The sequence below is a fragment of the Sulfitobacter sp. SH22 genome (assembly GCF_965641905.1).
GTDB lineage: Bacteria > Pseudomonadota > Alphaproteobacteria > Rhodobacterales > Rhodobacteraceae > Sulfitobacter.
This window is the reverse complement of sequence record NZ_OZ282573.1, coordinates 1,512,157-1,536,543: the sequence shown is the minus strand read 5'-3', so window position 1 is coordinate 1,536,543 and position 24,387 is coordinate 1,512,157. Positions and strand designations below refer to the sequence as shown.

Genomic DNA, 24,387 nt, shown 5'->3' with positions numbered 1-24,387 from the left:
CTTAGCTGGCGGATGTGCTGAACGCGCCGAACCTGCTTTGTTCGAACAGCAAGGCGGGGGCGTGTCGGTCCGGCTCATAGGCGCATTGCGTGACCTGACCCAGGATCAGTGAATGGTCACCCGCCGGATGGACGGCGAATGTATCGCAATGAAAAGTCGTCAGGCATCCGGCCAATGTTGGCGCGCCATTCGGCCCTTTGGACCAATCGAAACGGTCGAACCCGTCGCCATTGGCGGCAAAGTGATCTGCCAATGCCTGCTGGTCCGCGCCCAGAACATGGATTGCGAAATGCGGTGCCTGGACAAAGGCGTCATGGCGTTTTGACGATTTTCCGGGCGACCACAGCACCAATGCCGGATCAAGCGACACGGATGAAAACGAATTTGCGGTCATGCCCAGCGGGCCTTGCGGCGTCTGGACGGTGACCACCGTTACCCCGGTCGCAAAGCGCCCGAAGGCGCGACGCAGGTCTGAAGTGTCGTCAGAGGCCGGAACGAAATGATGCAAGCTTTTTTTCATGGTGCAGCGGTGCCACGGGGGGGCAGAATTGTCCAGACGGCAAAACCGCAGGGGCTTTGTGCGGTGGCAAAGCCGTAAGGGAAAGCGTTGCAAAGGGGTTTGAAACGGCCCGGCTCTACGTACCTTGTGACAGCGAACGGTTTCTTAACCTCCCTTGGATAGGTAGATCGAGGATGAATTTCAGTGTCGGGCTGCTGTCATAAATAAGAAGGGCTTGATGTGTCGCTAATTGATAAATTCCGTTTGGCGTTTGATATATCTCCGGTGCCGATGCTTTTGGTTGCAAGTGATGGTTCGATGTTGCTGGCCAATGACGATTTCCTTGATCTTTTTGAATACACCATTGAAGAGCTCCGCGGGTTGAACGTTGAGGCATTGGTGCCCGCCTCAATCCGCGAATATCACCCCGAATTGCGCAGTGCCTATAACCAGGTGTCAACGAAGCGGAGCATGGGGGCGGGGCGTGATCTGCATGGGGTGACAAAATCGGGCAATGTGATCCCGCTTGAACTGGGGCTTGAACCGGTCACCGATGGCGTCGAAAAAATGGCGCTTGTTGCAGCCATCGACATCAGCCATCGAAAGGTCCACGAGGACCGGATGCACCGTGCCATGGATGCCGCTGCCAGCGCCATGGTGATGGTGGATGGACGCGGGACAATCGTGTTCGTCAACAAAGCCGCGTCGACGTTGTTTGGCTATGATGAAGAAGATCTGCTGGGTCATAAGGTGGAGATGCTTATTCCCGAAGAATTCCGGCGGGCGCATCCTGTGTATCTTGGCAGTTTCATGAACAACAGCACCGAACGGTTCATGGGGTTGGGCAGGGATCTGTTCGCCCGGCGCAGTGACGGGACACGCTTTCCCGTGGAAATATCCCTCACACCTGTCGATGCACCAAGCGGGGTCTTGGTCATGAGCACGATTGTCGATTTATCCGAACGTGTCGCGGCGGCCGAGGCGGTTGCAAGGAAAAGCGCGGAGCTGGCGGCGCTGAATGTCGAGCTTTCGCATTTTGCCTATAGCGCGAGCCACGATCTGAAGGCACCGTTGTCGTCGATCACCGGGCTGTTGAATTTATGCATCGAGGATCTGGATGAAGGGAACCTTGATGAGGTGCGCGAGAACCTTGCAAGGGTGATTGATATCAGCCACCGCAGCGCCAAAAAAGTCGAAGGTGTGTTGCAAATCGCACGTGCGGGACGGGACGGGATGCCAAAGGTACCGGTCTTGCTGGATGCCATCATCGCAGAGATATGGATAGATCTCACAGGCGGAAAAAGCACCACAAAGCTGGAGCTGGAGTTCAATTATGCTGACCCCCTCGTGACAGAGCTGCCGACGTTGAAAGTGATCATCGAAAACATGCTGTCCAACGCATTGCGCTATGGCGACAGCTCGAAACCGGAGCATGTGATTTGCGTCAAAAGCGATGCCGTTGAAGATGGGGTGAAAATATCTGTCCGGGATAACGGGATAGGAATTTCAGAGCAGAATTTGCTCAAGGTATTTCAGATGTTCATCAGACTGGACGAGCGAAGTGGTGACGGGCTGGGTCTGTCATTGGTTCAAAAACAGGTTGAACGGCTTGGCGGGGAGATCACGATCAACAGCACCGTGGGGCAAGGCACCGAGATATGCTTTACCCTGCCATCGGAGGAAAAAACGCATGACTGATATTCCGGTTGTGGTTGTCGATGACAACGTTTCGGATCGATATATCGTAAGGCGGCGGCTTGCCAAAGCTGGCGGATTTGGGGAGATATTTGAGGTCACAAACGGCACTGAATTCCTTGAACGGCTGACAAGGGGCGATTTTCGCAGGGATGCTCAAGGCACGCCGTTTCTTATTTTGATGGATGTGAATATGCCGCTTTTGACGGGTTTCGAAACCATCCTCGAGATGGAGCGCAAGGCCCAAGCCGCAAACAGTCCGTCAGGCTTGGTCGTGATGATGCTGACCTCGTCCAGCAATCCGCAAGACATGGCAAAAGCAGCAGAAATCGGATCAATCAAAGGGTATGTTTTCAAACCCCTTGATGACGAGGGGGTTCAGAAAATCCGGAGTCTTTATGCATAAGGGCTAGGGCCAGCCGCCTGAGGCATGGCCGGTGTTGGCGGGCGTTTCCCCCAGGGCCGGACTGCAAAAGGGGCACCCGACTGGATGCCCCCTTTTCTAATATGTGTGCGTTTCCCTTAGCGGTTCATGCGGTTTTCGATCAGTTCGTCCACCACTTCGGGTTCCGCCAGTGTCGAGATGTCGCCAAGCGCGCCAAAGTCGTTTTCGGCAATCTTGCGCAGGATGCGGCGCATGATCTTGCCCGACCGTGTTTTTGGCAGGCCGGGGGCCCATTGGATCAGGTCTGGCGATGCAATCGGGCCGATTTCGGTGCGTACCCAGTTGCGCAGTTCGGTGCGCAGCTCGTCCGTAGGTTCCTCACCCGCCATCAAGGACACATAGCAATAGATGCCTTGGCCTTTGATATCATGCGGATAACCGACCACGGCGGCCTCGGCCACCTTGGGGTGGGCAACCAGCGCGCTTTCGACTTCGGCGGTCCCCATGCGGTGGCCGGATACGTTGATCACGTCATCGACGCGCCCGGTGATCCAGTAATCGCCGTCTTCGTCGCGGCGGCAGCCGTCACCGGTAAAGTAATAGCCCTTGTAGTCGCTGAAATAGGTTTGCTCGAACCGTTCGTGATCGCCCCAAACGGTACGCATCTGGCCGGGCCAGCTGTCGGCGATGCACAACACACCTTCGACGCCATTGCCCTCGACGATCTCGCCCGAGGCGGGTTCCAGCACGACCGGTTTGATGCCAAAGAACGGCTTCATCGCGGCACCGGGTTTGGTGGCGTGAGCACCGGGCAGGGGGGTCATCAAGTGACCGCCGGTTTCGGTCTGCCACCATGTGTCGACGATCGGGCAATTGCCCTTGCCGACCACGTCATTGTACCAGTTCCATGCTTCGGGGTTGATCGGTTCGCCCACGGTCCCCAGCAATTTGAGGCTGCTCAGATCACAGCCGTCCACGAATTCGCGCCCCTTGCCCATCAGCGCACGAATGGCGGTGGGGGCGGTGTAGAACTGGTTCACCTTGTGCTTTTCGCAGATCTGCCAGAACCGGCTGGCATCGGGATAGGTTGGCACGCCTTCGAACATCAGGGTGGTGGCACCATTGGCCAGTGGCCCATAGACGATATAGCTGTGGCCCGTGACCCAACCCACATCCGCAGTGCACCAATAGACATCGCCATCATGGTAATCGAACGTGATCTCGTGGGTCATCGCGGCATAGACCAGATAGCCGCCGGTGGAATGCACAACGCCTTTGGGCTGACCGGTCGAGCCCGAGGTGTAGAGGATGAACAGCGGATCTTCGGCGTTCATCGCCTCGGGGGCGCAGGTGTCAGCGGCGTCCTTTGCCAGTGCTTTATAGTCGAAATCGCGGCCTTCGGTCCAGGTTGTCTGGCCGCCGGTGCGCTTGACAACGAGGCATTTGACGCTGTCCTTGCAGTGCAGCAGCGCTTGGTCGGCATTGGTTTTCAGCGGCGTCGCCTTGCCACCGCGCGGGGCATAGTCGGCAGTGATGACGACCTTGGCCTCTGATCCGTTCACCCGCGATGCCAAGGCATCGGGCGAGAAACCTGCGAAAACGATGGAGTGGATGGCACCGATCCGCGCGCAAGCCAGCATCGCATAGGCGGCTTCGGGGATCATCGGCAGATAGATGACAACCCGGTCGCCTTTGGTCACACCCAGATCGCGCAGGATGTTTGCCATTTTGCAGGTCTGGGCGTGCAGTTCCTTGTAGGTGATGTGCTGCGCGCCTTCTTCGGGGCTGTCGGGCTCCCAGATGATGGCGGTCTGGTCGCCGCGTGTCTCAAGGTGGCGGTCGATACAGTTGGCGCTGACGTTCAGCGCACCATCGGCGAACCAGTTGATCTTGACCTGTCCAAAGGTGAAATCCACGTCCTTTACTGTGGTAAAGGGGGTCATCCAGTCAATACGCTGCGCCTGTTCGCGCCAGAACCCGTCTGCATCATCAATCGACGCCTTGTACATGGCATCGTATTTGGCAGCGTTCACATGGGCACCTGCAGCCATTTCGGCGGATGGCGGATAGGTCTTTGCAGCGTTGGACATCGGTTCCTCCCTCAAGGATCATAGCATTCAATCGACCGGCTGAGCCTGACGGCTCGTCGATCCTCCCTTGGCGGATCATAGCGGCAACTGAAAAGAAAGGAATAAGTATCTGTTATGGCGCGCTTTGTCTGTAAAGTTTTTTCCGAAAGCGGCGGTGATTTGTAAATTTTGCGAGGGGTATTGGGAATTTTCCCGCCTTTGCCGCCGATTACATGTCAACATTTTCAAGCGGTTTTACAGGGCAAATTTGCGGCCTCAAACCATTTCAGGATCAAGCCAAAGGCCTAAAATCGGCACCGCATGTTCTGGGGTTGGCAGACCCGCTGTCCGCAGTTAGTGTTTTGGCAAGCGGAACGCATAGCTCCGCATCAAGGGAGAGACTACATGAAGAATCTACTAAACGGCGCAGCAATCAGCGCCCTCACATTCGCATTCGCATCACAAGCTGTGGCAACCGAGTGGAACGCATCTGTTTGGGGCAAGCGTCGCGCCTTTACCGAGCACATCGAGAAAATCGCAGAACTGGTTTCCGAAAAGACCGGCGGCGAATTCACTATTAACGTCAGCTACGGTGGTCTTTCCAAGAACACTGAAAACCTTGATGGTATTTCCATTGGTGCCTTCGAGATGGCGCAGTTCTGTGCAGGCTACCACGCGGATAAAAACCCGTCGATCACCGTGCTGGAACTGCCGTTCCTTGGCGTGCAGACCCTCGAAGAAGAAGTCGCGGCTTCCAAAGCAATCTATGCGCACCCGGCTACAGTTGCCGATCTGGCACGTTGGAACGCAACGCTGCTGATGCCATCGCCGATGCCACAGTATAACATTGCCGGTGTGGGCGACGCGCCCAAAACGCTTGCCGATTACGACGGTCTGACTGTTCGTGCGACAGGTGGTATCGGCGAAGCGCTGACGCTGATCGGTGCTGTGCCAACCTCCGTGACCTCGGGCGAGGCCCGTCAGGCAATGGATTCGGGCATCGTTAAATCGATCGCATTTGCCCCCCATGCGCACATGTCCTTTGGGATCATGGAAGCTGCGAAATGGTGGACAGAAAACCTCAACCCCGGCACCGTGAACTGCCCTGTTGTGGTGAACTCCGATGCGCTGGGTGCCTTGTCTGACGCCGAGCGTGAGGCCCTGTTGGGGTCGGTCGACGAGTCGCTGGCCTATTACATCGACAACTACAACAACAACACCATGACCAAGTGGTGGGCGTTGCTGGATGAAAAAGGCATCGAAAAGGTCAGCTATAACGAAGACAACCTTGCCGCGTTCCGCGAAAAGGCTGCCGGCCCTGTTGCTGCCAAATGGATCGAAGAGAACAACGCACGCGGTCTGCCTGCGCAAGAACTCTATGATCTGGTGATCACGACACTGGGTAAGTAACCTCGGACATTTGAACGGCGCGCTGCCCTGGTATGGGCTGCGCGCCGTTTGCTATTTCCGAAGCGATTTTTATCGCCGTACAACCATCTTGATATTGGGGGGAACACCATGGCCATTCGTGCTGCGGTAATAACCGATGACAGTCTTCTGAGCCGTCTGGATCAGGGGCTATACCGGCTTGAAAGAGCCTTTGGTCTGGTCAGTGGGGTTGCCGTTTTTGCCCTGATGCTTCTGGCGGTTTATTCCGTCGGGGGACGTAACATTTTCAACTCTCCGGTGCAGGGCTATGTCGATCTGATCGAAATGGCGATGCCGTTGATCGCGATTATGGGGGTCAGCTATACCCAACGCGATGGCGGGCATATCCGGATGGACATTCTGGTGGGCAGGCTTCGGGGCCGTGCCCTGTGGACCGCCGAATTTATCACGACATTCCTGGTGTTGGTCCTGATCTTGTTGCTGATCTGGGGATCATGGGCGCATTTCCAACGCAGTTTCGACTTTGCCGCCCCGCTCTGGAGCCGTGACAGCAGCATCGACATCAAACTGCCGATCTGGCCAGCCAAGCTGATCGTGCCTGTCGCATTTTCCGTATTGGCCTTGCGTCTGATGTTGCAGCTTTATTCCTACGGCTTGGCGATCAAAAGCGGCACGGATGAACCTGTTGGTGTGCCGCTGGTCGAAGATGCAGCAACAATTGCGGCGCGTGAAGCGGCCGCTGTCACCGGACGGGAGGACCTCTGATGGACAGTATCGACATTGGTATTTACGTATCCATCGGCCTTTTGGTCATGGTCGTTTTGGGGATGCGCGTGGCCTTTGCCGCCGCGATGGCGGGTCTGGTTGGGCTGGTCTGGGTGTTCTGGGCCAAAAAGGGGTATGACCCCTCGCAATTCATGTGGGCGATGACCGTTGCCACGAAAACAGCCGGGCAGGTGCCGCATTCCAAGGTGGCCAGCCAGGCGCTGTCGCTGATCCCGACCTTTATCCTGATCGGGTATCTTGCCTATTACGCGGGTCTGACCAAGGCCCTGTTCGAGGCGGCAAAACGCTGGATCGCCTGGGTGCCGGGCGGGCTGGCGGTTGCCACTGTTTTCGCCACGGCGGGGTTTGCGGCGGTATCCGGTGCTTCGGTTGCGACTTCGGCGGTTTTCGCGCGTATCGCCATCCCAGAGATGCTCGAAAACGGCTATAACAAAAAATTCGCCGCCGGTGTTGTGGCGGCTGCGGGCACACTGGCTTCACTTATTCCGCCATCGGCGATTCTGGTGATCTATGCCATTATCGTGGAACAGGATGTGGGCAAGCTGTTGCTGGCGGGCTTTATCCCCGGTGCGTTTTCGGCGCTGGTCTATACGATCATCATCGTGGGCATTGCGCTGGTCTGGAAAAAGGTAGGCCCCCCGATCACCGGCTTCACATGGCGTGAACGGTTTGAATCCCTGCCACCGGCCTTGCCGATTGTGGCCGTTGTCGTGATCATCATCTTTTTCGTCTACAACCCGTTTGGCGATGCGTGGGGCACACCCACAGAAGGCGGTGCCATCGGGGCGTTTATCGTGTTCCTGATGGCGCTGTGGCGCGGAATGCGCTGGCCAGAGCTGAAGGACGCCTTGCTGGAAACCGCCAAGCTGACGGTGATGATCTTTAGCATCATCTGGGGCGTGTTGATCTATGTGCGCTTTCTGGGCTTTGCCGATTTGCCCGGTGCCTTTGCCGACTGGATTTCGTCGCTTGAAATGGCCCCGATGCTGATCCTGATCTGTATCCTGCTGGCCTATGCCGTGTTGGGCATGTTCATGGATGCCATCGGGATGCTGCTGCTGACCTTGCCTGTGGTCTATCCTGCGGTGATGGCGTTGAACGGGGGCGAATTTGTGTCCGCCGCCGACAGTTCCTTTGGCATGTCAGGTCCGATGTGCGCGATCTGGTTCGGGATCTTGGTGGTGAAAATGGCCGAGTTCTGCCTGATCACCCCGCCCATCGGGTTGAACTGTTTTGTCGTTGCCGGTGTGCGTGACGACCTGACGGTTCAGGACGTGTTCCAAGGCGTGGCCCCGTTCTTTGTCGCGGATGCCATCACGATCGCCTTGCTCGTGGCCTTCCCGTCTATCGTGCTGTGGCTGCCGTCACTGGCCAGCTAGATCAGCGCGTTGTTGTTCCCTGCTATCCTCGGGTTTGACCTGTTCTGCGGACAGGAAATTCCCGATGGTATGCAGGGGCTCAAAATTCTCGCAGATGACCTTGAAGACAACGAGGAAAGGCACCGCAACCAAGGCACCTGCAATTCCCCAAAGCCAGCCCCAGAACACCACGGTCAGAAACACGGCGACCGTGTTCATCTCAAGGCGGCGACCGACCAGCCATGGCGTGACGATCTGCCCCTCAAGCATGGTCAGCGTGAGATAGCCCAAGGGGGCCAGCAAGGCATAGCCAAGGCTGTCGAAGGTCACGATTGAAAAACCCGCGACCAAGATAACGCCACCGAACCCGCCGATATAGGGCAGGAAATTCAGCATGAACGCGGCAATCCCCCAGATATAGGCCGAAGGCAGGCCCAGTGCCGTCAGATACAGCCCGACGCAAATACCAAGCCCCGCGTTGATCGACGCGATGGTCAGCAGATACCGCGACACCCGTTTTTCCACATCATAGACGGTCTGCAATGCACGTTTCTTGCCTGTCATGGTGGGCATGGACTGCACCAGCTTGAGGTAGAACATCTCTCCTGATGACAACAAGAACAGCGCGAGGATCAGGATAACCGCAAGCGACGCGCCTGTGGTGCTGACCGTATCCAGCGCCGTGTCCAGCAATCCGGGTTGGCGCACGACGACTTCGTTGCTGTTGTCGACGCCGCCATTGCTGATCTTGTCGACTTCCTCGCTGGCGCTGCGCATGGTTTCGACCGCTTGACTAAGGCTGCTGAGCTTTTGTTCGATTTCCCGGCCCATTTGCGGGATTTCGTCGCTCCAAAGGGCAACCGTCCCGGCGGAGAGCACCACCACCGACAGGATCAGCAGCGCGGTGGCCGACACCAGAATAAAGGCGGAAACGACATGTGGCACGCCAATACGGTACAAGCCACGGCCAACGGGGCTTAGGGTCAGGGCAAGCAAAAAGCCCAGCAAAATCGGCAAGATAAGGTCTTTGGCAAAATAGGCTGTGACAAAAAGCGATATCAGCACCAGCATTTGCAAAGAGCGCCGGATCGAGGGAATGTGTTCCACAGGAATGTCCAATGCGTCAGGGGTTACGGATCAAACGCCGCAACCGGGCAAAAGGTTCACGGCCAAGCACACGATTGTTGCATGTCGCGGCAATACCGCTCGCGAAGGGGGCGGATCTGTGCTGATGTGGGGGCATGTCTGATACGGAGAAACCAAAATGCCCGTCACGCCCCTAGGTCTGGACCCGTCCCTTTGCTTTATCGGGGGGGCTTGGGTGCCCTCTGCCACGTCGGCGCGTGTGACGCTGGTGAACCCGTCGGATGGATCGCGCCTGTGTGACATTGCGCGCGGATCGGACACAGACATTGATCGCGCGGTGCAGGCTGCCCATGCGGCGTTGCGCGGCGACTGGGGCCGCGCCACCGCAGCCGAACGCGGGCGGGTGCTGGCGCGGATCGGGCAGGGGGTTCTGGACAATATCGACGAACTGACCCGCCTCGAGGCGCTGGATGTGGGCAAGCCGTTGAAACAGGCCCGTGCAGATGTGCTGGCGCTGGCGCGCTATATGGAGTTTTACGGCGGTGCCTGTGACAAGCTGCACGGCGAAACGATCCCGTATCTGGACGGCTATACCGTCTATACCTTGCGCGAACCGCATGGGGTGACGGGGCATATCATCCCTTGGAATTATCCTATGCAGATCATCGGGCGTTCTGTCGGGGCGGCCCTTGCGATGGGCAACGCCACGGTGCTCAAGCCCGCCGAGGAAGCCTGTCTCACAGCCCTTGCCTTTGCGCAGATCGCCCATGCGGCAGGCCTGCCCGCCGGTGCGCTGAATGTGGTGCCGGGCTTGGGGGCCGAAGCGGGGGCGGCGCTGACGCGGCATTCCGGCGTGCATCATCTGTCGTTTACCGGCTCTGTCGGGGTCGGAAAGCTGATCCAGGAAACCACCGCCCGTAATGTCGTGCCTGTCACGCTTGAACTGGGGGGCAAGTCGCCGCAGCTGGTGTTTGACGATGCCGATATTGATGCAGCACTGCCGTTTCTGGTCAATGCGGGCATCCAGAATGCGGGCCAGACCTGTTCGGCGGCCTCCAGGATATTGGTGCAGCGCGGTGTCTATGACCGCGTGGTGGCACAGATGGGCGCGCGGTATGATGTCTTTCGGGTAGGCCCGGCCATGGCCGATCTGGATGTCGGGCCGCTGATTTCGTCGCGCCAAAAGGCCATCGTCGAAGGGTATCTGGCCAAGGGCGACGGTTTGGAGGTCGTCGGCCGTGGCCTGATCGTGGCGGATGCGCCTGAAAACGGGGCCTATGTCGCGCCGACATTATTCGCCGGTGTCGCCCCCGATCATGTGCTGGCCCAAGAGGAAATATTCGGCCCCGTGCAGGTCATCATCCCCTTTGATACCGAGGAAGAGGCCGTGCAAATCGCCAATGGCACCGACTTTGGATTGGTCGCCGCCGTGTGGTCGCAAAACGGGGCGCGGCAGATGCGGCTGGCCAAACAGCTGCGCGCGGGTCAGGTGTTCCTGAATAACTACGGCGCGGGGGGCGGGGTTGAACTGCCTTTCGGGGGGGTGGGACTGTCCGGACATGGCCGCGAAAAGGGCTTTGAGGCGCTTTACGGGTTCTCGACCCTCAAGACGGTTGCGGCGTTCCACGGCTAGCGAAAAGTTAAGAATCGTCTTCACAAACGGTGCGACCGGTTGTAGCAACGGACTCACTTTGGTCCGGACGGTTCTGTCGTTCGGTTAAAAGGGAACGTGGTGCGGCACCTGCCCATTCCACGACTGCCCCCGCAACTGTAAGCGGCGAGCGATACCGGCAAAGGCCACTGTCATGTCTGTCATGATGGGAAGGTCCGGTTCAGCTTTGACCCGCAAGTCAGGAGACCTGCCAAGGTGATCACCCTGCTAAGGGCGCGAGGGGCGCTTTGGCTGCGGATTCTCCGCTGTGGTGGCTTCACCGTCTGCGGGGGGCAATCCAGTCCCTTTACTGACATTCACGACGTCAAACGACCGATTGCCGGTCGTTACCAAAGGGACTTAAGATGTTTAGAACATCCCTACTTTCATCCGCCGCGCTTATCGCGCTTTGCACCTCGGCCGCTGTTGCACAGGAAACACTGGCACTGGACGAGATCATCGTGTCGGGCGGCCTGTCGCCCATCGCCGCCAACGCCTATGGCCGCGCCGCAACTGTCATCACCGCACAAGACATCGAAGACCGCGGCATCACCAATGTCGCAGACGCCCTGCGCAGCCTGCCCGGTGTTCAGGTCAGCGGTGTTAGCAGCAACTTTACCCAAGTGCGCATCCGTGGCGGCGAAGCAAACCACACATTGGTGCTGATCGACGGTGTCGAAGCTGCCGGTGGCGACGGCGAATATGTGTTCAGCGGGCTTGAGACCGCCAACATCGAACGCATCGAAGTCCTGCGCGGCCCCCAGTCTGTGTATTACGGGTCGAACGCGTCTTCGGGTGTGATCAACATCATCACCCGCAAGGGCGATCTGGGCGAAACCTATTCCACCAGCCTCGAAGTCGGCTCTGCGACAATCGCCACCGCGTTTATCGCGCGCCGCAACGAACGGGGCGGTGTGTCGCTGTCCTTGGCGCATACCAATGACGCCGGCTATGACCAGTCTGGTGATGGCGGCGAAAAAGACGGGCTAGAGCGTAACACAGCGATCCTGAGCGGCGATTATCTGGTGACGGATGATCTGAAACTGGGCTTCGTTCTGCGCACATCCGATGAAAACTACGATTTTGATTCCACCTCTTTCGTGGCGACCGATCCGGCCAGCTATGTTGTTGACGATCCGTCGCAATATGCCGACCGCAAGGAACTGACAGCGCAGGTTTATGCCGAATACATGATGATGGGCGGGCGTTTGACGCACCGTCTGGCTTATGAAACCACCCGCAACCGCCAAAGCTCTAACGGGGCACCTTTGGGGCAGACCGAGAGTGAAGCGCTGAAATACCGCCTGAGCTATGGGTTGGACGGGCGCAGTGTTGCTGAAACCGATCACCTGCTGAACCTGCTTGTCGAGCGTCAAAGCGATACCAGCGACAGTAACCCGGCCTATAACCGCGCGGCCCAATCCATTGCCTTGGAATATCGCGGTGCGTTCAGCAACGGTGTTGATCTGCAAGCCGGTGCACGTTTCGACGACAACGATGTTTTCGAGAACGCCACGACGTGGAATGTTGGTCTGGGCTATACCTTGGCTGGATCGGGCATCCGTTTGCACGCATCGGCTGGTACGGGCGTTGTGAACCCCTCGTATTTCGAGCTTTTTGCCAATGCATTTGGCTATACCGGCAACCCAAACCTGCGTCCGGAAGAAAACAAGAGCTTTGATATCGGGGCCGAATTCCCGGTGTTTGAGGGGCGCGGCACGATTGATGTGACGTATTTCAACGAAAAGCTGACAGACGAGATTTCTGCCCTCTCGCTTGGTGGTGGTGCATTCACCTACGAGAACCAGGCCGGTGAAAGCACCCGCGAAGGTGTTGAGATTTCGGGTAACATGCAGGCGACCGACACCGTTTCGCTGCGCATGTCCTATACCTATTTGGATGCGAAGAACCCCAATGGCAGCGTGGAAATCCGCCGTCCGCGTCACGAATTCACCCTTGGTGCCACAGTTGAAACCTTTGGCGGCCGTGGGTCGGTTTCCGCAGACCTGCGCCACGTGTCGGCAAATTATGACACGCAGTTCTTTGGGACCTATCCGACGATCAAACTGCCGTCCTATACCACGGTTGATGTGGCCGCCGATTACGACCTGAATGACCGCGTGACGCTGACAGGGCGGATTACCAACCTGTTTGACGATGATGCAGTTGACGTCTGGGGCTATGCCAGCCGGGGCCGCGCGGCCTATATCGGTGTCCGTGCGAACTTCTAAACCCATCCACGCCATGTGGCTTGCGGGTGCGCTGTTTTGCGCGCCCGCTGTTTGCTTTGCCCAAGCCGCGCCGCAAAGGGTCGTGTCCTCAGACGCGCCGCAAAGGGTCGTGTCGATGAACCTGTGCACCGACCAGCTGGCAATGCTGATCGCAGGCGAGGGGCAGCTCTTGTCTGTCTCACAACTTGCCAGTGATCCGCGCAGCTCTGCTATGGTGGTGCAGGCGGACCAGTACATCACCAACCACGGACGCGCCGAAGAAATCTATCTGATGCAGCCCGATCTGGTGCTGACCAGCCCCTATAGTGCGCGCGCCACCGTGCGGATGTTGGAACGGCTTGGCATCAGGGTCGAGACCTTTGAGATCAGCAACAGTCTGTCCACCATCCCCGACCAACTGACCCATATGGGCGAGATCTTGGGCCAGCAAGACAAGGCGGCGGCACTGGTGGCCGAGTATCAAACCGCACTTGCCGCGTTTCAGGCCAACCCCTCCAACCGGCCCACAGCGGCGGTGTATCAGGCCAATGGCTATACCACAGGGGATAGATCCATGGCGGGGGAGATCCTGACCTTGGCGGGGTTTGAAAATGCGGCCGTTGCGGCGGGCTATGCGGGTGGCGGGATCATCCCGCTTGAGGTTCTGGCCATGGCGCAACCCGATGCCGTGATCCAAAGCCTGCCCTATGAGGGCGGATCACGCGCCGAAGAAATTATGGACCATCCCGCCGTTGCCGCGCTGCGCAAGAATGGCGAAAGGGCAGGGCTGACAGATCACGATTGGGTCTGTGGTACACCATTTGTCCTGCGCGCCATCGCCAAGATGACGGAACTGCGTATACGCATTCAAGCCCAAGGAGCGGTGGAATGAACCGCCTTGCATTGTTCTTGTGTACCATTGTGGTGCTGTTGTTCATCGGTGCGCTGGTGATCGGCCCGGCACAGCTGAGCGTGGGTCAAAGTCTGAACGCCCTGATGTTTGGCGACGACGGCCCGATGACGCTGGTGATGCGCGAAATCCGTTTGCCACGTGCCATACTGGGGGTGCTGGTCGGCGGTGCTTTGGGGCTGGCCGGGGCCGCGATGCAGGGCTATCTGCGCAACCCCCTGGCTGATCCGGGGCTGATCGGCGTGTCGGGCTCTGCGGCTTTGGGGGCGGTTTTGTCGATCCAGACCGGGCTTGCGGCGACGATGGTTCTGGCCTTGCCGATGATGGCGCTGGCGGGGGCATTGGTGGGCGTCTTGCTGGTCTTGGTGCTGGCCGGACCCCGCGGATCGTCCCTGACCCTGATCCTTGCCGGGATCGCGATTTCCGCCTTTGCGGGGGCGCTGACATCGCTGGTGTTGAACCTGTCGCCGAACCCCTATGCGGCGAGTGAAATCATTTTCTGGATGATGGGGTCGCTGGCGGATCGGTCGATGATCCATGTCTGGATCGCCTTGCCCCTGATCATCACAGGAAGCCTGCTGCTGTCGACCCTGTCGCGCGGGCTGGATGCGCTGACCTTGGGCGAAGACGCGGCCGAGGCGATGGGGGTGAACCTGACCCGCCTGCGTCTGTCACTGATCTTTGGCACGGCGGCGGTTGTGGGGGCGTCCACTGCGGTTGCGGGGGCGATCGGGTTTGTCGGTCTTGTGGTGCCGCATTTGCTGCGCCCTTGGGTTGGTGCACGGCCCGGTGCCTTGCTATGGGCCTCGGGGCTTGGCGGGGCGGCGATGATACTGGCCGCAGATATACTGGTGCGTGTGGTGCTGCCTGAAAGCGACCTCAAGCTGGGGGTGGTCACGGCACTGGTCGGGGCACCGCTGTTCCTGCACCTGATCTACCGCACGCGGAGGGACGGGCTATGACCATGCTCAGCCTGCGTGATTTCGCGGTGAAACGCCGGGACAAACAGATATTGCAGGGCATCAACCTGCAGATCGGACCATCGGAGATTGTCGGGCTGATCGGCCCGAATGGCGCGGGCAAGACGACGCTGATGCGCGCCTGCCTTGGCTTGATCCCGTCGCAGGGGCACAGTTCGCTGGCCGCCATGTCATCGCGGGATCGGGGCCGCGCCGCCGCGTGGATGCCGCAAGCGCGTGAAATCGCCTGGCCGGTGGATGTGGAAACCCTGATCCGCCTTGGCCGCATTCCCCATCTGGTCGCAGGCCAAAAGCCAAGCGCGGCAGACACAGCCGCCGTGGAACGCGCCATCGCCCGCATGGGTCTTGAGGATTACCGCCACCGCACAGCGACGCATTTGTCGGGGGGCGAACAGGCGCGCGTGCTGATTGCCCGCAGCCTTGCCCAAGAGGCCCCTTTGCTGATGGCGGATGAACCCACGGCGGGGCTTGATCCCGCGCACCAGATTGCGACCATGCAAACCTTTGCGGCCCTTGCCCGGACGGGGCAATCTGTGTTGGTATCCCTGCATGATCTGGGTCTTGCCGCCCGCCATTGCACCCGCATCGTGATGTTGCACAGCGGTGGCATTGCAGCCGATGGCCCGCCGCGTGACGTGCTGACCCCCGATCTGATCCGCGCCGCCTTTGGCATCAGCGCCTATTTGCAAGAAACACCCGACGGCATCATTTTCCAACCGCTAGAGGTTCTGTCATGACACCCGAAATGCTCGCTTTCCTGAACACCGGCGGTCCGGCGCTTTGGGCGATTGCGGTTCTATCCGTGCTGGTACTGGCCATCGTCTTGTGGAAATTGTGGCGTTTGTCGCTGATGGGCGCGTGGTCTCGTGCCCGCGCCGAGGCGATTGTCGCGGGCCAGTCTGTGCCTGCCAAAGGGCTGCGCGCCCGTTTCGCTGCCGATGTGATTGGCGCGCGCCGTTTACCTGACGGCCTTGCCCGCGAAGAGGTGATGCGCCTTGCGGGCCGTGTGCTGGTGCAACTGCGCAGCGGCTTGCGCCCGCTTGAACTGATTGTGACCATCGCGCCGCTGATCGGCTTGCTGGGCACCGTTTTGGGCATGATTGACGCGTTTCAGGCGCTGGAAACCACCGGCGGTCAGGCCGACCCGTCGGTTCTGGCCGGCGGCATCTGGGAGGCACTTTTGACCACGGCGGCAGGCATGGGCGTGGCGATCCCCGCCGCAGTCGCCCTTAGCTGGTTCGAAGCCATCGCCGAACGGGTGCAGGGCGACATGGAGGACATCGCCACACGTATCTTTACCTCCGGGGGGCAGGCGGGCTGATGTTTGCCTTTGCATCCCCACGCCGCAGCCGCAGGCCAAGCCTAACGCCAATGATCGACGTGGTGTTCTTGCTGTTGGTGTTTTTCATGCTGGCCTCGCAATTCGGTCAGGATGCGGCGGTGCGCCTGTCCGGTGCAGGGGCGGGGGCGGCCTATTCCGGCCCGCCGCGCCTGATCGACATCGCCCCCGACGCTCTGACGTTGAACGGCATGGGCGTTGATATTGCGGGCCTGCCCGATGCGCTGACCCCGCTGACCCAGGACCGCGCCGACACCGTCATTCTGCGCGGCACCGACGGGGCCAGCCTGCAACGGTTGCTGGATGTAGCACAGGCGCTGCAAGCCGCCGGGTTCGCCAATCTGGTCGTGGTGGAGTAGCGCCATGAAGTTCGCCCAACCCCGCCGCCGCCAGCCTGCTGAATCCATTGTTCCAATGATCAATGTCGTCTTTTTGCTGCTGATATTTTTCATGATGTCCGCCACGATCACGCAGGCCCCGCCGTTTGATCTGACCCTGCCCGAAACGCAGGCCAAGGGCGAAGTGACCGGCGACCAGACCTTGTATTTGTCGGCGCAAGGCACTGTTGGCTATGACGGCGCATTGGATGATGCCGCGTGGGACCTGCTTGGCGCGGTCGACCCTGCGCCGCTGACGGTCCGTGCGGATGCAACGCTCGAGGCCCGCAGGTTGGCGCAGGTTCTTGCGCGGCTGTCCGCGATGGGCCACGCAGATGTCGAATTGGTGATCCGTACGCCATGAAACAGTTCTTTGAATTCTCTGCCTTTCTTGCGGGTGCCACGGCGCTGCACCTGACGGTGGGCTATATCGCACCAACGGGTACCCAAAGCGCTGCGGGCGCGGGGGGCGATGCCACTGTCACGCTGGCGGCGGCAAACATGTCTGTGCAAGACATGGTGACCGAATGGGAAAAGCCCGTCGAGGTGGTGCAGAACGTGGTGCAACCGGCACAAATGCTCCCCGAATTGGCCGCCCCTGAACCCGCGATGCCACAAAGCGCTGTCACTTCGCGCGCCCCGTCACCTATGCCCGCTGCGGGTGCCGCCCCTGCATTGCCCGACGTCGATCAAACCCCGGCAGCCAAACCAAAACTGCCAGAGCAGCGCCCCAAACTGCGGCCAGAGCCGGTGGCAAAGCCAAAGCCAACGCCGAAACCGGTGGCCAAGGCCAAGTCAGTGCAGACCCCCAAAGCCACAGCGCAAAAACCGCAGCCCAGGAAATTTGCGCAATCCAACGCAGCACAAAAGGCGGCGGGGACAGGTGGCAAAACCGCCAAGGGCACGTCGGGTAACGCGGCAGCAACCGCAGCGAAACCGGGCAATAGCAAAAAACTGATGGCGTCCTGGGGCGGGCAGATCCGCACCAGCATCGAGCGGCGCAAGCGCTATCCATCGGGCACACGGGCGCATGGCACGGTGACGCTGGCCATTTCGGTCCATACCAAGGGGCAGGTGACGGGCGTGTCGGTGCGCAAATCTTCCGGCGTGGCCCAAATCGACCGCGCGGCGGTGGCTGCCGTGAAATCCGCCCGCATCGCTTCTGCGCCAAAGGGGCTGAAATCAGGGGTTCACAGCTTTACGCTGCCGATGAAGTTCGCGCCGTAACGCCTTGAAATCAGATTACTCGAGCGTGGTCGGATCGACCGCGATCAGGCCCAACCCACGCGCGGTGCTCATGGCCAGAATGGGGCTGTCCGGGCCGCCGGTGCTGATCTGGTAGGCGCGCATCGCCTTGCGGGTGGCGGTGTCGAAATTGCCTGAAATCTCTCCGGCATATGCACCCCGCGCCTCAAGCGCGCGCTGGAAGGTTTCGATGAATTGCGGTGTCAGCTGATCGGCGCACAGGGTCTCGAACCAGTTGTCCTTGCGCGGGGTCACAATTTGCTGCCGCGTTTCGGTGCGGTAAATCGGCAGGGCCTGAATTTCTCCGGTGGTGCTGATCTGGGCGGGCTGGACCTGCACCTGTTCGGTCACGGTCTGGATCACCGCAGGCGACACGGTGCGGCCCCAACAGGATCCGGGAGGTGCCCCTGCGGGCCCTTGGGTGGTGGCCTCGATCACGCCCGGCTCTGGCGGGGGGGAATCCGCACCCGACATGTCGCAGCCCGACAGCGCTGCAAGGCAAAGGGCGATGGAACACCCTGTTAACACCAATTTTCGTGAAATTGCCTGCACGCCATGCCTTTGTCGGTCTCGTCTTTTGCGGCAATCTAACGCGTTTTTCCGGCGCTGCCTAGATCAATGGATAGGGGACTAACTGATTGGCACGTTTCTGCGGCAATCACGAGGTGTCATTGGTGGGCAAAAGGGGCTGGCGAAGGGCCGCGGGGCTGGCTACACATAGGGCGATATTTATTGCACAGGGGGTCACAATGGCCAAAATCACCTACGTAGAATACAACGGCACGGAACATGTGGTGGATGTGGCCAATGGCATGACCGTCATGGAAGGCGCACGCGACAACAACATCCCGGGAATCGAAGCCGATTGCGGCGGGGCCTGCGCCTGCTCGACCTGCCATGTCTATGTGGACCCGGCGTGGATCGACAAAGTACCGGCAAAGGACGACATGGAAGAAGACATGCTTGATTTCGCCTATCAGCCCGATCCTGAACGCTCGCGCCTGACCTGCCAGATCAAAGTGACCGACGCGCTTGATGGCTTGCGCGTCCAGATGCCAGAAAAGCAGATCTGATGCTGGCCGGGGCGCGGCGTCTTCCGGCGCGCCTTGCCACAGGGTTCGCCCGCCGCGCACAGCTGATATTGTGCGCGGGGTTGGCGGGGCTGGCGGCGCTGGTGCCCGGTCTGACCGTGGCAGATACCATCATGGCCGCGCGCTACACCGACCCGACAGATCGCTACGCTCATGGGATCTTGGGCGATGCGGTTGAATGGGGCACCCTCGAGATCACGCTAAAGGATGGCACCCAGCGGCGCTTCATCCTGCCCGAAACGCTGGTGTTCGAAGACGTTGCCCCAAGGCTTTCCGATCTGGATGCAGACGGCTCCCCCGAAGTGATCGTGGTCGAAAGCAGCCTGACCTTGGGCGCGCGTCTTGTCGTCTACGGCCCCAGCGGCCGCCTTGCCATGACCGATCACATCGGGCGGAAGAACCGCTGGCTGGCCCCTATCGGCGCTGCCGATTTCACAGGCGACGGCCGGTCCGAGATCGCCATGGTGGTAACCCCGCATCTCGCCGGAAAACTGGTGATCCTGACATTTGACGGCGCACACCTTACACCTATTGCCACCACAAACGGCCTGACCAATCACCGCATTGGCGACACGGATATCGCAGGCGGTATCCGGAACTGTCAGGGCACCCCCCAGATGATCCTGGCAGAAATGCCGTGGCGCACAGGCGGGGATGCAAAAATGGTCGCGGTCAGCCTCTCGAAAGGCGCACTCACCCGCGCGCCGTTCAAAGAACCATTTACACAACAGAACATCGCACAAGCGCTGACCTGCGCGATAGACCCAAGCTGATATCCCAGCCTGATTTCCAAATGGTAAAAAATCCTGGGGGTCCGGGGGCTAGCCCCCGGTCCGGCCCCTGATTATGTCAGCGCCCGCCAGCCGATATCGCGCCGGAAGAAACCACCCGGCCAATCAACCGCGTCAACCATCGCATAGGCCCGCGCCTGCGCCTCGGCCAGACTGTCGCCCCGCGCGGTGACGTTCAGCACGCGCCCGCCCACAGCAACGATCTGCCCGTCTTTTTCGGCGGTGCCTGCGTGAAACACCATGTTGCGGCTGTCTTCGGGCAAGGCGTCGAGCCCGGAGATGACGCTGCCTTTGTCATAGTCACCGGGATAGCCCAACGCGGCCATCACCACTGTCACCGCATGGTCCTCGGCCCAGTTCACCTGCATGTCGGACAGGCGGGTTTCGGCGGCAGCGTGCAGCAGGTCAAGAACCTGCGCGCCCAGTCGCATCATCAACACCTGACATTCTGGGTCGCCAAAGCGCGCGTTATATTCCACCAGCCGGGGGGCACCGTCCTTGATCATCAGGCCCGCATAGAGAACCCCCTGATAGGGCATGCCGCGTCGGGACATCTCGGCCATCGTGGGCCGGATGATCTCGGCCAGGGCGCGTTCGGCGATGGCGTCGGTCAGCACGGGCGCAGGGGAATAGGCCCCCATGCCGCCAGTGTTGGGGCCTGTGTCGCCGTCACCCACGCGCTTGTGGTCCTGAGCCGTGCCGATGGGCAGCACGGTGTCGCCGTCGCACAGCACAAAGAACGACGCTTCTTCGCCGTCCATGAATTCCTCGATCACGACCTCGGCACCGGCATCGCCAAAGGTGCCGTCGAACATGGTGTCAACGGCGGCGAGCGCTTCTGCATCCGTCTCGGCGATGATCACGCCTTTGCCAGCGGCGAGACCGTCGGCCTTGATCACGATGGGGGCAGGGTGGTCGGCCAGATAGGCGCGCGCAGATGCGGCATCGGTAAAGTGGCCATAGGCGGCTGTGGGCGCTTGCGCGGCATCGCAGATTTCTTTGGTGAACGCCTTTGAGGCCTCAAGCGCTGCGGCGGCTTTGGAGGGGCCAAAGACCAGAAAACCCGCATTGCGCAGATCATCTGCTACGCCGGCGGCAAGCGGTGCCTCTGGCCCGATGATCACGAAATCAATGCTGTTTTCGTCGGCAAACCCGACCACAGCCGCGCCATTGTCAATGTCAAAGGACGCGCATTCGGCAATCGCGGCGATGCCAGCATTGCCCGGTGCCACGATCAGCTTGTCGCATTTGGGGTTTTGTAAAACGGCCCAGGCAAGGCTGTGTTCACGCCCGCCGCTGCCCAAAATAAGGATATTCATGAATGCGCTCCCTTGGCCTTGGTTGCTGCGCGTTCTAAGCTGGGGTTGTGAAATACACAAGCCGGACACGAGCCCAGACCCGAAGGACGCCCGCATGGACCTGATCGACACCCCCCGCGAGGGCGAAAACAGCCCCGAATTCACCGTGACCGAGCTGTCCGGCGCGATCAAGCGGGTGATCGAGAGCGAATTTTCCCATGTGCGGATTCGCGGCGAAGTGGGCCGTGTCAGCCGCCCGCGGTCGGGGCATATCTATCTGGACCTCAAGGATGACAGTTCGGTGATTTCCGGCGTGATCTGGAAGGGCGTCGCCGGTCGTCTGGAAACCCAGCCCGAAGAGGGGATGGAGGTGATCGCCACGGGCCGCATCACCACCTTTGGCGGGCAGTCGAAATACCAGATCGTCATCGAAGACATCAAACCGGCGGGTATGGGCGCGCTGATGGCGCTGCTGGAAAAACGCAAGGCGGCGCTGGCGGCTGAAGGGCTGTTCGCCCCCGAACGCAAACGCGCGTTGCCCTATCTACCGGATGTGATCGGCGTGGTGACCTCGCCTTCAGGGGCGGTGATCCGCGATATTCTGCACCGGTTGCGCGACCGTTTTCCGCGCAAGGTGCTGATCTGGCCCGTGGCGGTGCAGGGTGCGAAATGCGCACCCGAAGTGGCCCGTGCCATCGAAGGCTTCAACCGGCTGACCCCCGGCGGGGCGATCCCGCGCCCTGATCTGTTGATCGTCGCGCGCGGTGGTGGGTCGGTCGAAGACCTTTGGGGGTTCAACGAGGAAATCGTCGCCCGTGCGGCGGCCATGTCGGAGATTCCGCTGATCTCGGCTGTGGGCCACGAGACGGACACGACCCTGATAGATTATGTGTCGGACAAGCGGGCACCGACCCCCACGGCTGCGGCTGAACTGGCGGTGCCTGTGCGTCACGAACTGGTCGCGTGGCTGGACGGGCAAGAGGCGCGGATGACACGGGCGCTAAGCCAGGGACTGGCGCGGCGCGATCAACGTCTGCGCGATATGACGCGGGCCTTGCCACGGGCTGAAAGTCTGTTGGACGGTCCCCGGCAAAAGCTGGATGTTCTGGGCGGGCGGCTGGGGCCGGCGCTGACCGCAGGCGTGCAAAAGCGCAAAGTGCGGCTGGCGAATATGTCCGGCGTCTTGCGCCCCGGCACGCTGACCCGCGCCTTGCAATCCGAACAGCGGCGGTTGGCGGCGCTGTCATCGCGGTTCCGCCCCGAGGCGTTGGTGCAGGATCACAAGCGTAAATCCGATGCATTCCAAGCGCTTGCGCGGCGTCTTTCAGATGCGGGGCAGCGCCAGACCCAAGGGTGGCGCAAACAGGTTGCGGGGCTGGACCGCTTGCATGAAATGCTCAGCTACAAGTCGACATTGGCGCGCGGCTATGCGGTTGTGCGCGGCGACGGCAATCTGGTCACGACCAAAAAGGCCGCCAAGGCTGCGACATCGCTTGAGATCGAATTCGCAGATGGCAGGATGCAGATCGGCGGGGCCGCTGCGCCGCGCAAGCCTGCGAAAAAGCCCCCCGAACAGGGCAGTCTGTTTTAGACGCCAGCTTTAGAAACCAGCTTTAGACGCCGATCTTGGGGCCAAGGCATAGCAGCTTTTCGTCGATGTCTTAGGCCTCGTAAAGTTCGGTCGTGGCGGGGTCGTTTTCAAACCGCGCGATCAAGCCGCTGCTGCCCAGCTGAAACGTCCAGCATTGCGCATCGGGGTTGTCGTCATAGGTGAAACAAATCTGGCCATTGTCCTCGTACCATTGGCCGGGTTTGCATTCGCCATCCAGAAACGACCATTCAACGCGGCGGCCTTCAAGATAGCGTTCCGCGCCGTAGGTCTGCCCGTTGCTGTTGTAAAACAACGTCTTGCCGCTGGTGTAGGCTTCGAATTCTTTGGCCGTCATGGTGGTTTGCGCGGCCAAAGGTGCGGCGGTGATCAATGCAAGGGCGGCAAAAATATGTTTCATGACCGTAACCTGCCAGAAAGGATGCGCCTGATCCAGCAATCTTGAAAACGTGTCAGGCAGGATTTTGCCACCGCGCCACGCGCCTGTCCATGACGCGCCGCCAGATTGGCGGGACCAGCGCAAGCGCCGCCATCACCGGTAGGGATCGCGGCAGGATCGGCATCGTGTCAGCCGTGATCTCGAGCGCTGGAAAGGCGCGGGCGGGGCGCATGTGGTGGTCGGAATGGCGCGGGGCGTTCAGCATCATCGCAGATGAATACCACGCCGGGGCGTTCCAGCTGTGCTGCGGGCCGACAGGCTCCATCCGCCCGTCCTCGCGGATATGGCGGCGCAACCCGTAGTGCTGCACATAGTCGGACAGCAGCAATTGCATTTGCGCATAAAACGCGAGGGCCAGCAGGGCGAACACGCCATAGGCTCCGCCGATCAATGCGGCACAGCCCAGCGACACAGCGGCCCCCGCAAGATATCCGACATAGGGATGGGGCAGCACCGACTGTTCGGTCGCGCGCGCGCGCTGTTGGGTGTCGGCGCGCAGCCCCGCCATGAATTCGCCGCGCACCGCCCGCAGCGCATAGGCATAGAACCCTTCACCCAGACGGGCAGAGTTGGGATCGGCATCGGTTGCCGCGTGAATATGGTGCACCCGCAGATGCGCCGACACGTGATGGCCGTGCAAAAGTGAACAATAGATCGCCGTGCCGATGCGCCTTGGCCAACGGCTGCTGGCGTGGATCAGCTCGTGTGCGTTGGAGTTCGAGATCTGGCCGAAGAACAGCCCCGCCCCGAGGTAAATCAACACGTTATCTGCAAAATTTGACCCGCTGTTGCCTGCCAGCGCCCATACGGCCAAAGGCAGCAAGGCGAAATGTGAGGCGGCCAAAATCAGGCTCAGGCCGCGCCCTGTGTCGTCGCGGGGCGGTATCAGCCGTTCGATGCGGTCAAGGAAGAACACCAGCACCGTGATCGACAGCAATGCCGCGAGCGGCCACGCCCCGCCAAACAGGCAGGCCAGCGCCAAAAGCACGGCGGGGGTCAGGCTGGCGATGGCATACCAGATCATCTTTGCGGCTCCGTCTTTGTTACCTTGCCTTTGTTACGTCGTTTTGGTCGCATCTGGGAATGCCAAGTTTCTGATAGGCGAAATGCGGCGTGGAAAAGGACGCAAGCCGTACCAGACTCCGCGTAAAGTGCGAGGGAAAGGTCGTTTTTCGAATGT

24 protein-coding genes and 1 riboswitch are annotated in these 24,387 nt (G+C 60.1%); of the genes, 17 read left to right on the top strand and 7 right to left on the bottom strand.

The genetic code is table 11. The annotated features are described in order from the left end of the window. Position 1: 1 nt before the first annotated feature. Positions 2-520 (bottom strand): flavin reductase family protein, encoded by a 519-nt coding sequence (locus ACSQ13_RS09455; RefSeq protein WP_176249517.1) that lies wholly within the window; start codon positions 518-520, stop codon positions 2-4. A 219-nt stretch (positions 521-739) separates the two neighbouring features. On the opposite strand from ACSQ13_RS09455, the gene ACSQ13_RS09450 reads away from it, so the two are divergent. Both ACSQ13_RS09450 and ACSQ13_RS09445 read left to right on the top strand, forming a co-directional pair. After that, positions 740-2,197, top strand: coding sequence for a sensor histidine kinase (locus ACSQ13_RS09450; protein WP_176249516.1), 1,458 nt, complete (start codon positions 740-742; stop codon positions 2,195-2,197). Then, entirely contained in the window at positions 2,190-2,600 is a 411-nt protein-coding gene (locus ACSQ13_RS09445) for a response regulator (RefSeq protein ID WP_295509345.1), read from the top strand. The genes ACSQ13_RS09450 and ACSQ13_RS09445 overlap by 8 nt, the downstream gene beginning before the upstream one ends. A 116-nt stretch (positions 2,601-2,716) precedes the next feature. Here the strand turns inward: ACSQ13_RS09445 and acs are convergent, their stop codons facing one another. Beyond that, complete coding sequence (gene acs, locus ACSQ13_RS09440) at positions 2,717-4,669, bottom strand: acetate--CoA ligase (protein ID WP_176249514.1); 1,953 nt, start codon at positions 4,667-4,669, stop codon at positions 2,717-2,719. Between the two features lie 384 nt (positions 4,670-5,053). Between acs and ACSQ13_RS09435 the strand changes: the two genes are divergently transcribed. The 3 genes from ACSQ13_RS09435 to ACSQ13_RS09425 all read left to right on the top strand — a co-directional run bounded on the left by ACSQ13_RS09435 (position 5,054) and on the right by ACSQ13_RS09425 (position 8,202). After that, positions 5,054-6,058 carry a C4-dicarboxylate ABC transporter substrate-binding protein gene (locus tag ACSQ13_RS09435; protein WP_176249513.1) on the top strand — a complete coding sequence of 335 codons (1,005 nt, stop codon included), beginning with the start codon at positions 5,054-5,056 and terminating at the stop codon, positions 6,056-6,058. A gap of 108 nt (positions 6,059-6,166) precedes the next feature. Further along, entirely contained in the window at positions 6,167-6,802 is a 636-nt protein-coding gene (locus ACSQ13_RS09430; protein ID WP_176249512.1) for a TRAP transporter small permease subunit, read from the top strand. Beyond that, positions 6,802-8,202 carry a TRAP transporter large permease gene (locus ACSQ13_RS09425; protein WP_176249511.1) on the top strand — a complete coding sequence of 467 codons (1,401 nt, stop codon included), beginning with the start codon at positions 6,802-6,804 and terminating at the stop codon, positions 8,200-8,202. Before ACSQ13_RS09430 ends, ACSQ13_RS09425 begins: the two co-directional genes overlap by 1 nt. Here ACSQ13_RS09425 and ACSQ13_RS09420 read toward each other — a convergent pair. Further along, positions 8,188-9,288 carry an AI-2E family transporter gene (locus ACSQ13_RS09420; protein ID WP_255200145.1) on the bottom strand — a complete coding sequence of 367 codons (1,101 nt, stop codon included), beginning with the start codon at positions 9,286-9,288 and terminating at the stop codon, positions 8,188-8,190. The two genes, ACSQ13_RS09425 and ACSQ13_RS09420, sit on opposite strands and share 15 nt — an antisense overlap. A gap of 157 nt (positions 9,289-9,445) precedes the next feature. Between ACSQ13_RS09420 and ACSQ13_RS09415 the strand changes: the two genes are divergently transcribed. From ACSQ13_RS09415 to ACSQ13_RS09375, 9 genes are all read left to right on the top strand, one after another. Then, positions 9,446-10,900, top strand: a complete 1,455-nt coding sequence (locus ACSQ13_RS09415; protein ID WP_176249510.1) for an aldehyde dehydrogenase family protein — start codon at positions 9,446-9,448, stop codon at positions 10,898-10,900. A 42-nt stretch (positions 10,901-10,942) separates the two neighbouring features. Beyond that, positions 10,943-11,148, top strand: a riboswitch (cobalamin riboswitch). A 135-nt stretch (positions 11,149-11,283) separates the two neighbouring features. Beyond that, complete coding sequence (locus ACSQ13_RS09410; protein WP_295509339.1) at positions 11,284-13,149, top strand: TonB-dependent receptor plug domain-containing protein; 1,866 nt, start codon at positions 11,284-11,286, stop codon at positions 13,147-13,149. 115 nt (positions 13,150-13,264) lie between these two features. Then, positions 13,265-14,020 carry an ABC transporter substrate-binding protein gene (locus tag ACSQ13_RS09405; RefSeq protein WP_295509336.1) on the top strand — a complete coding sequence of 252 codons (756 nt, stop codon included), beginning with the start codon at positions 13,265-13,267 and terminating at the stop codon, positions 14,018-14,020. Next, a complete protein-coding gene (locus tag ACSQ13_RS09400) occupies positions 14,017-15,000 on the top strand; it encodes a FecCD family ABC transporter permease (protein WP_176249507.1) in 984 nt (327 codons plus the stop codon). The genes ACSQ13_RS09405 and ACSQ13_RS09400 overlap by 4 nt, the downstream gene beginning before the upstream one ends. Then, positions 14,997-15,755: an ABC transporter ATP-binding protein gene (locus tag ACSQ13_RS09395; RefSeq protein WP_295509331.1), complete on the top strand. Its 759-nt coding sequence runs from the start codon at positions 14,997-14,999 to the stop codon at positions 15,753-15,755. Before ACSQ13_RS09400 ends, ACSQ13_RS09395 begins: the two co-directional genes overlap by 4 nt. Then, positions 15,752-16,339: a MotA/TolQ/ExbB proton channel family protein gene (locus ACSQ13_RS09390; RefSeq protein ID WP_176249505.1), complete on the top strand. Its 588-nt coding sequence runs from the start codon at positions 15,752-15,754 to the stop codon at positions 16,337-16,339. Before ACSQ13_RS09395 ends, ACSQ13_RS09390 begins: the two co-directional genes overlap by 4 nt. Beyond that, a complete protein-coding gene (locus ACSQ13_RS09385; RefSeq protein ID WP_176249504.1) occupies positions 16,339-16,716 on the top strand; it encodes an ExbD/TolR family protein in 378 nt (125 codons plus the stop codon). Before ACSQ13_RS09390 ends, ACSQ13_RS09385 begins: the two co-directional genes overlap by 1 nt. Before the next feature lie 4 nt (positions 16,717-16,720). Continuing rightward, entirely contained in the window at positions 16,721-17,098 is a 378-nt protein-coding gene (locus ACSQ13_RS09380; RefSeq protein ID WP_176249503.1) for an ExbD/TolR family protein, read from the top strand. Next, a complete protein-coding gene (locus ACSQ13_RS09375; RefSeq protein WP_295509329.1) occupies positions 17,095-17,961 on the top strand; it encodes an energy transducer TonB in 867 nt (288 codons plus the stop codon). Before ACSQ13_RS09380 ends, ACSQ13_RS09375 begins: the two co-directional genes overlap by 4 nt. Positions 17,962-17,976: 15 nt before the next feature. Here ACSQ13_RS09375 and ACSQ13_RS09370 read toward each other — a convergent pair whose 3' ends face one another. Further along, on the bottom strand, positions 17,977-18,531 hold the full coding sequence (locus tag ACSQ13_RS09370) for a peptidoglycan-binding domain-containing protein (protein WP_255200143.1): 555 nt from the start codon (positions 18,529-18,531) through the stop codon (positions 17,977-17,979). A 197-nt stretch (positions 18,532-18,728) separates the two neighbouring features. On the opposite strand from ACSQ13_RS09370, the gene ACSQ13_RS09365 reads away from it, so the two are divergent. Next, entirely contained in the window at positions 18,729-19,052 is a 324-nt protein-coding gene (locus ACSQ13_RS09365; RefSeq protein WP_295509323.1) for a 2Fe-2S iron-sulfur cluster-binding protein, read from the top strand. Beyond that, on the top strand, positions 19,052-19,843 hold the full coding sequence (locus ACSQ13_RS09360; RefSeq protein WP_295509321.1) for an FG-GAP repeat domain-containing protein: 792 nt from the start codon (positions 19,052-19,054) through the stop codon (positions 19,841-19,843). Before ACSQ13_RS09365 ends, ACSQ13_RS09360 begins: the two co-directional genes overlap by 1 nt. Before the next feature lie 71 nt (positions 19,844-19,914). Here the strand turns inward: ACSQ13_RS09360 and purD are convergent, their stop codons facing one another. Beyond that, positions 19,915-21,180, bottom strand: coding sequence for a phosphoribosylamine--glycine ligase (purD, locus tag ACSQ13_RS09355; RefSeq protein WP_295509319.1), 1,266 nt, complete (start codon positions 21,178-21,180; stop codon positions 19,915-19,917). Between the two features lie 94 nt (positions 21,181-21,274). Here purD and xseA point away from each other — a divergent pair, with 94 nt between their 5' ends. Then, the gene (xseA, locus tag ACSQ13_RS09350; protein WP_176249498.1) at positions 21,275-22,750 is read left to right on the top strand and encodes an exodeoxyribonuclease VII large subunit; all 1,476 of its coding nucleotides are present in this window, start codon (positions 21,275-21,277) and stop codon (positions 22,748-22,750) included. 70 nt (positions 22,751-22,820) lie between these two features. On the opposite strand, the gene ACSQ13_RS09345 is transcribed toward xseA, so the two are convergent. Both ACSQ13_RS09345 and ACSQ13_RS09340 read right to left on the bottom strand, forming a co-directional pair. After that, positions 22,821-23,168: a hypothetical protein gene (locus ACSQ13_RS09345; protein ID WP_295509316.1), complete on the bottom strand. Its 348-nt coding sequence runs from the start codon at positions 23,166-23,168 to the stop codon at positions 22,821-22,823. A 52-nt stretch (positions 23,169-23,220) separates the two neighbouring features. Beyond that, complete coding sequence (locus ACSQ13_RS09340; RefSeq protein WP_295509313.1) at positions 23,221-24,231, bottom strand: alkane 1-monooxygenase; 1,011 nt, start codon at positions 24,229-24,231, stop codon at positions 23,221-23,223. Positions 24,232-24,387 lie beyond the last annotated feature (156 nt).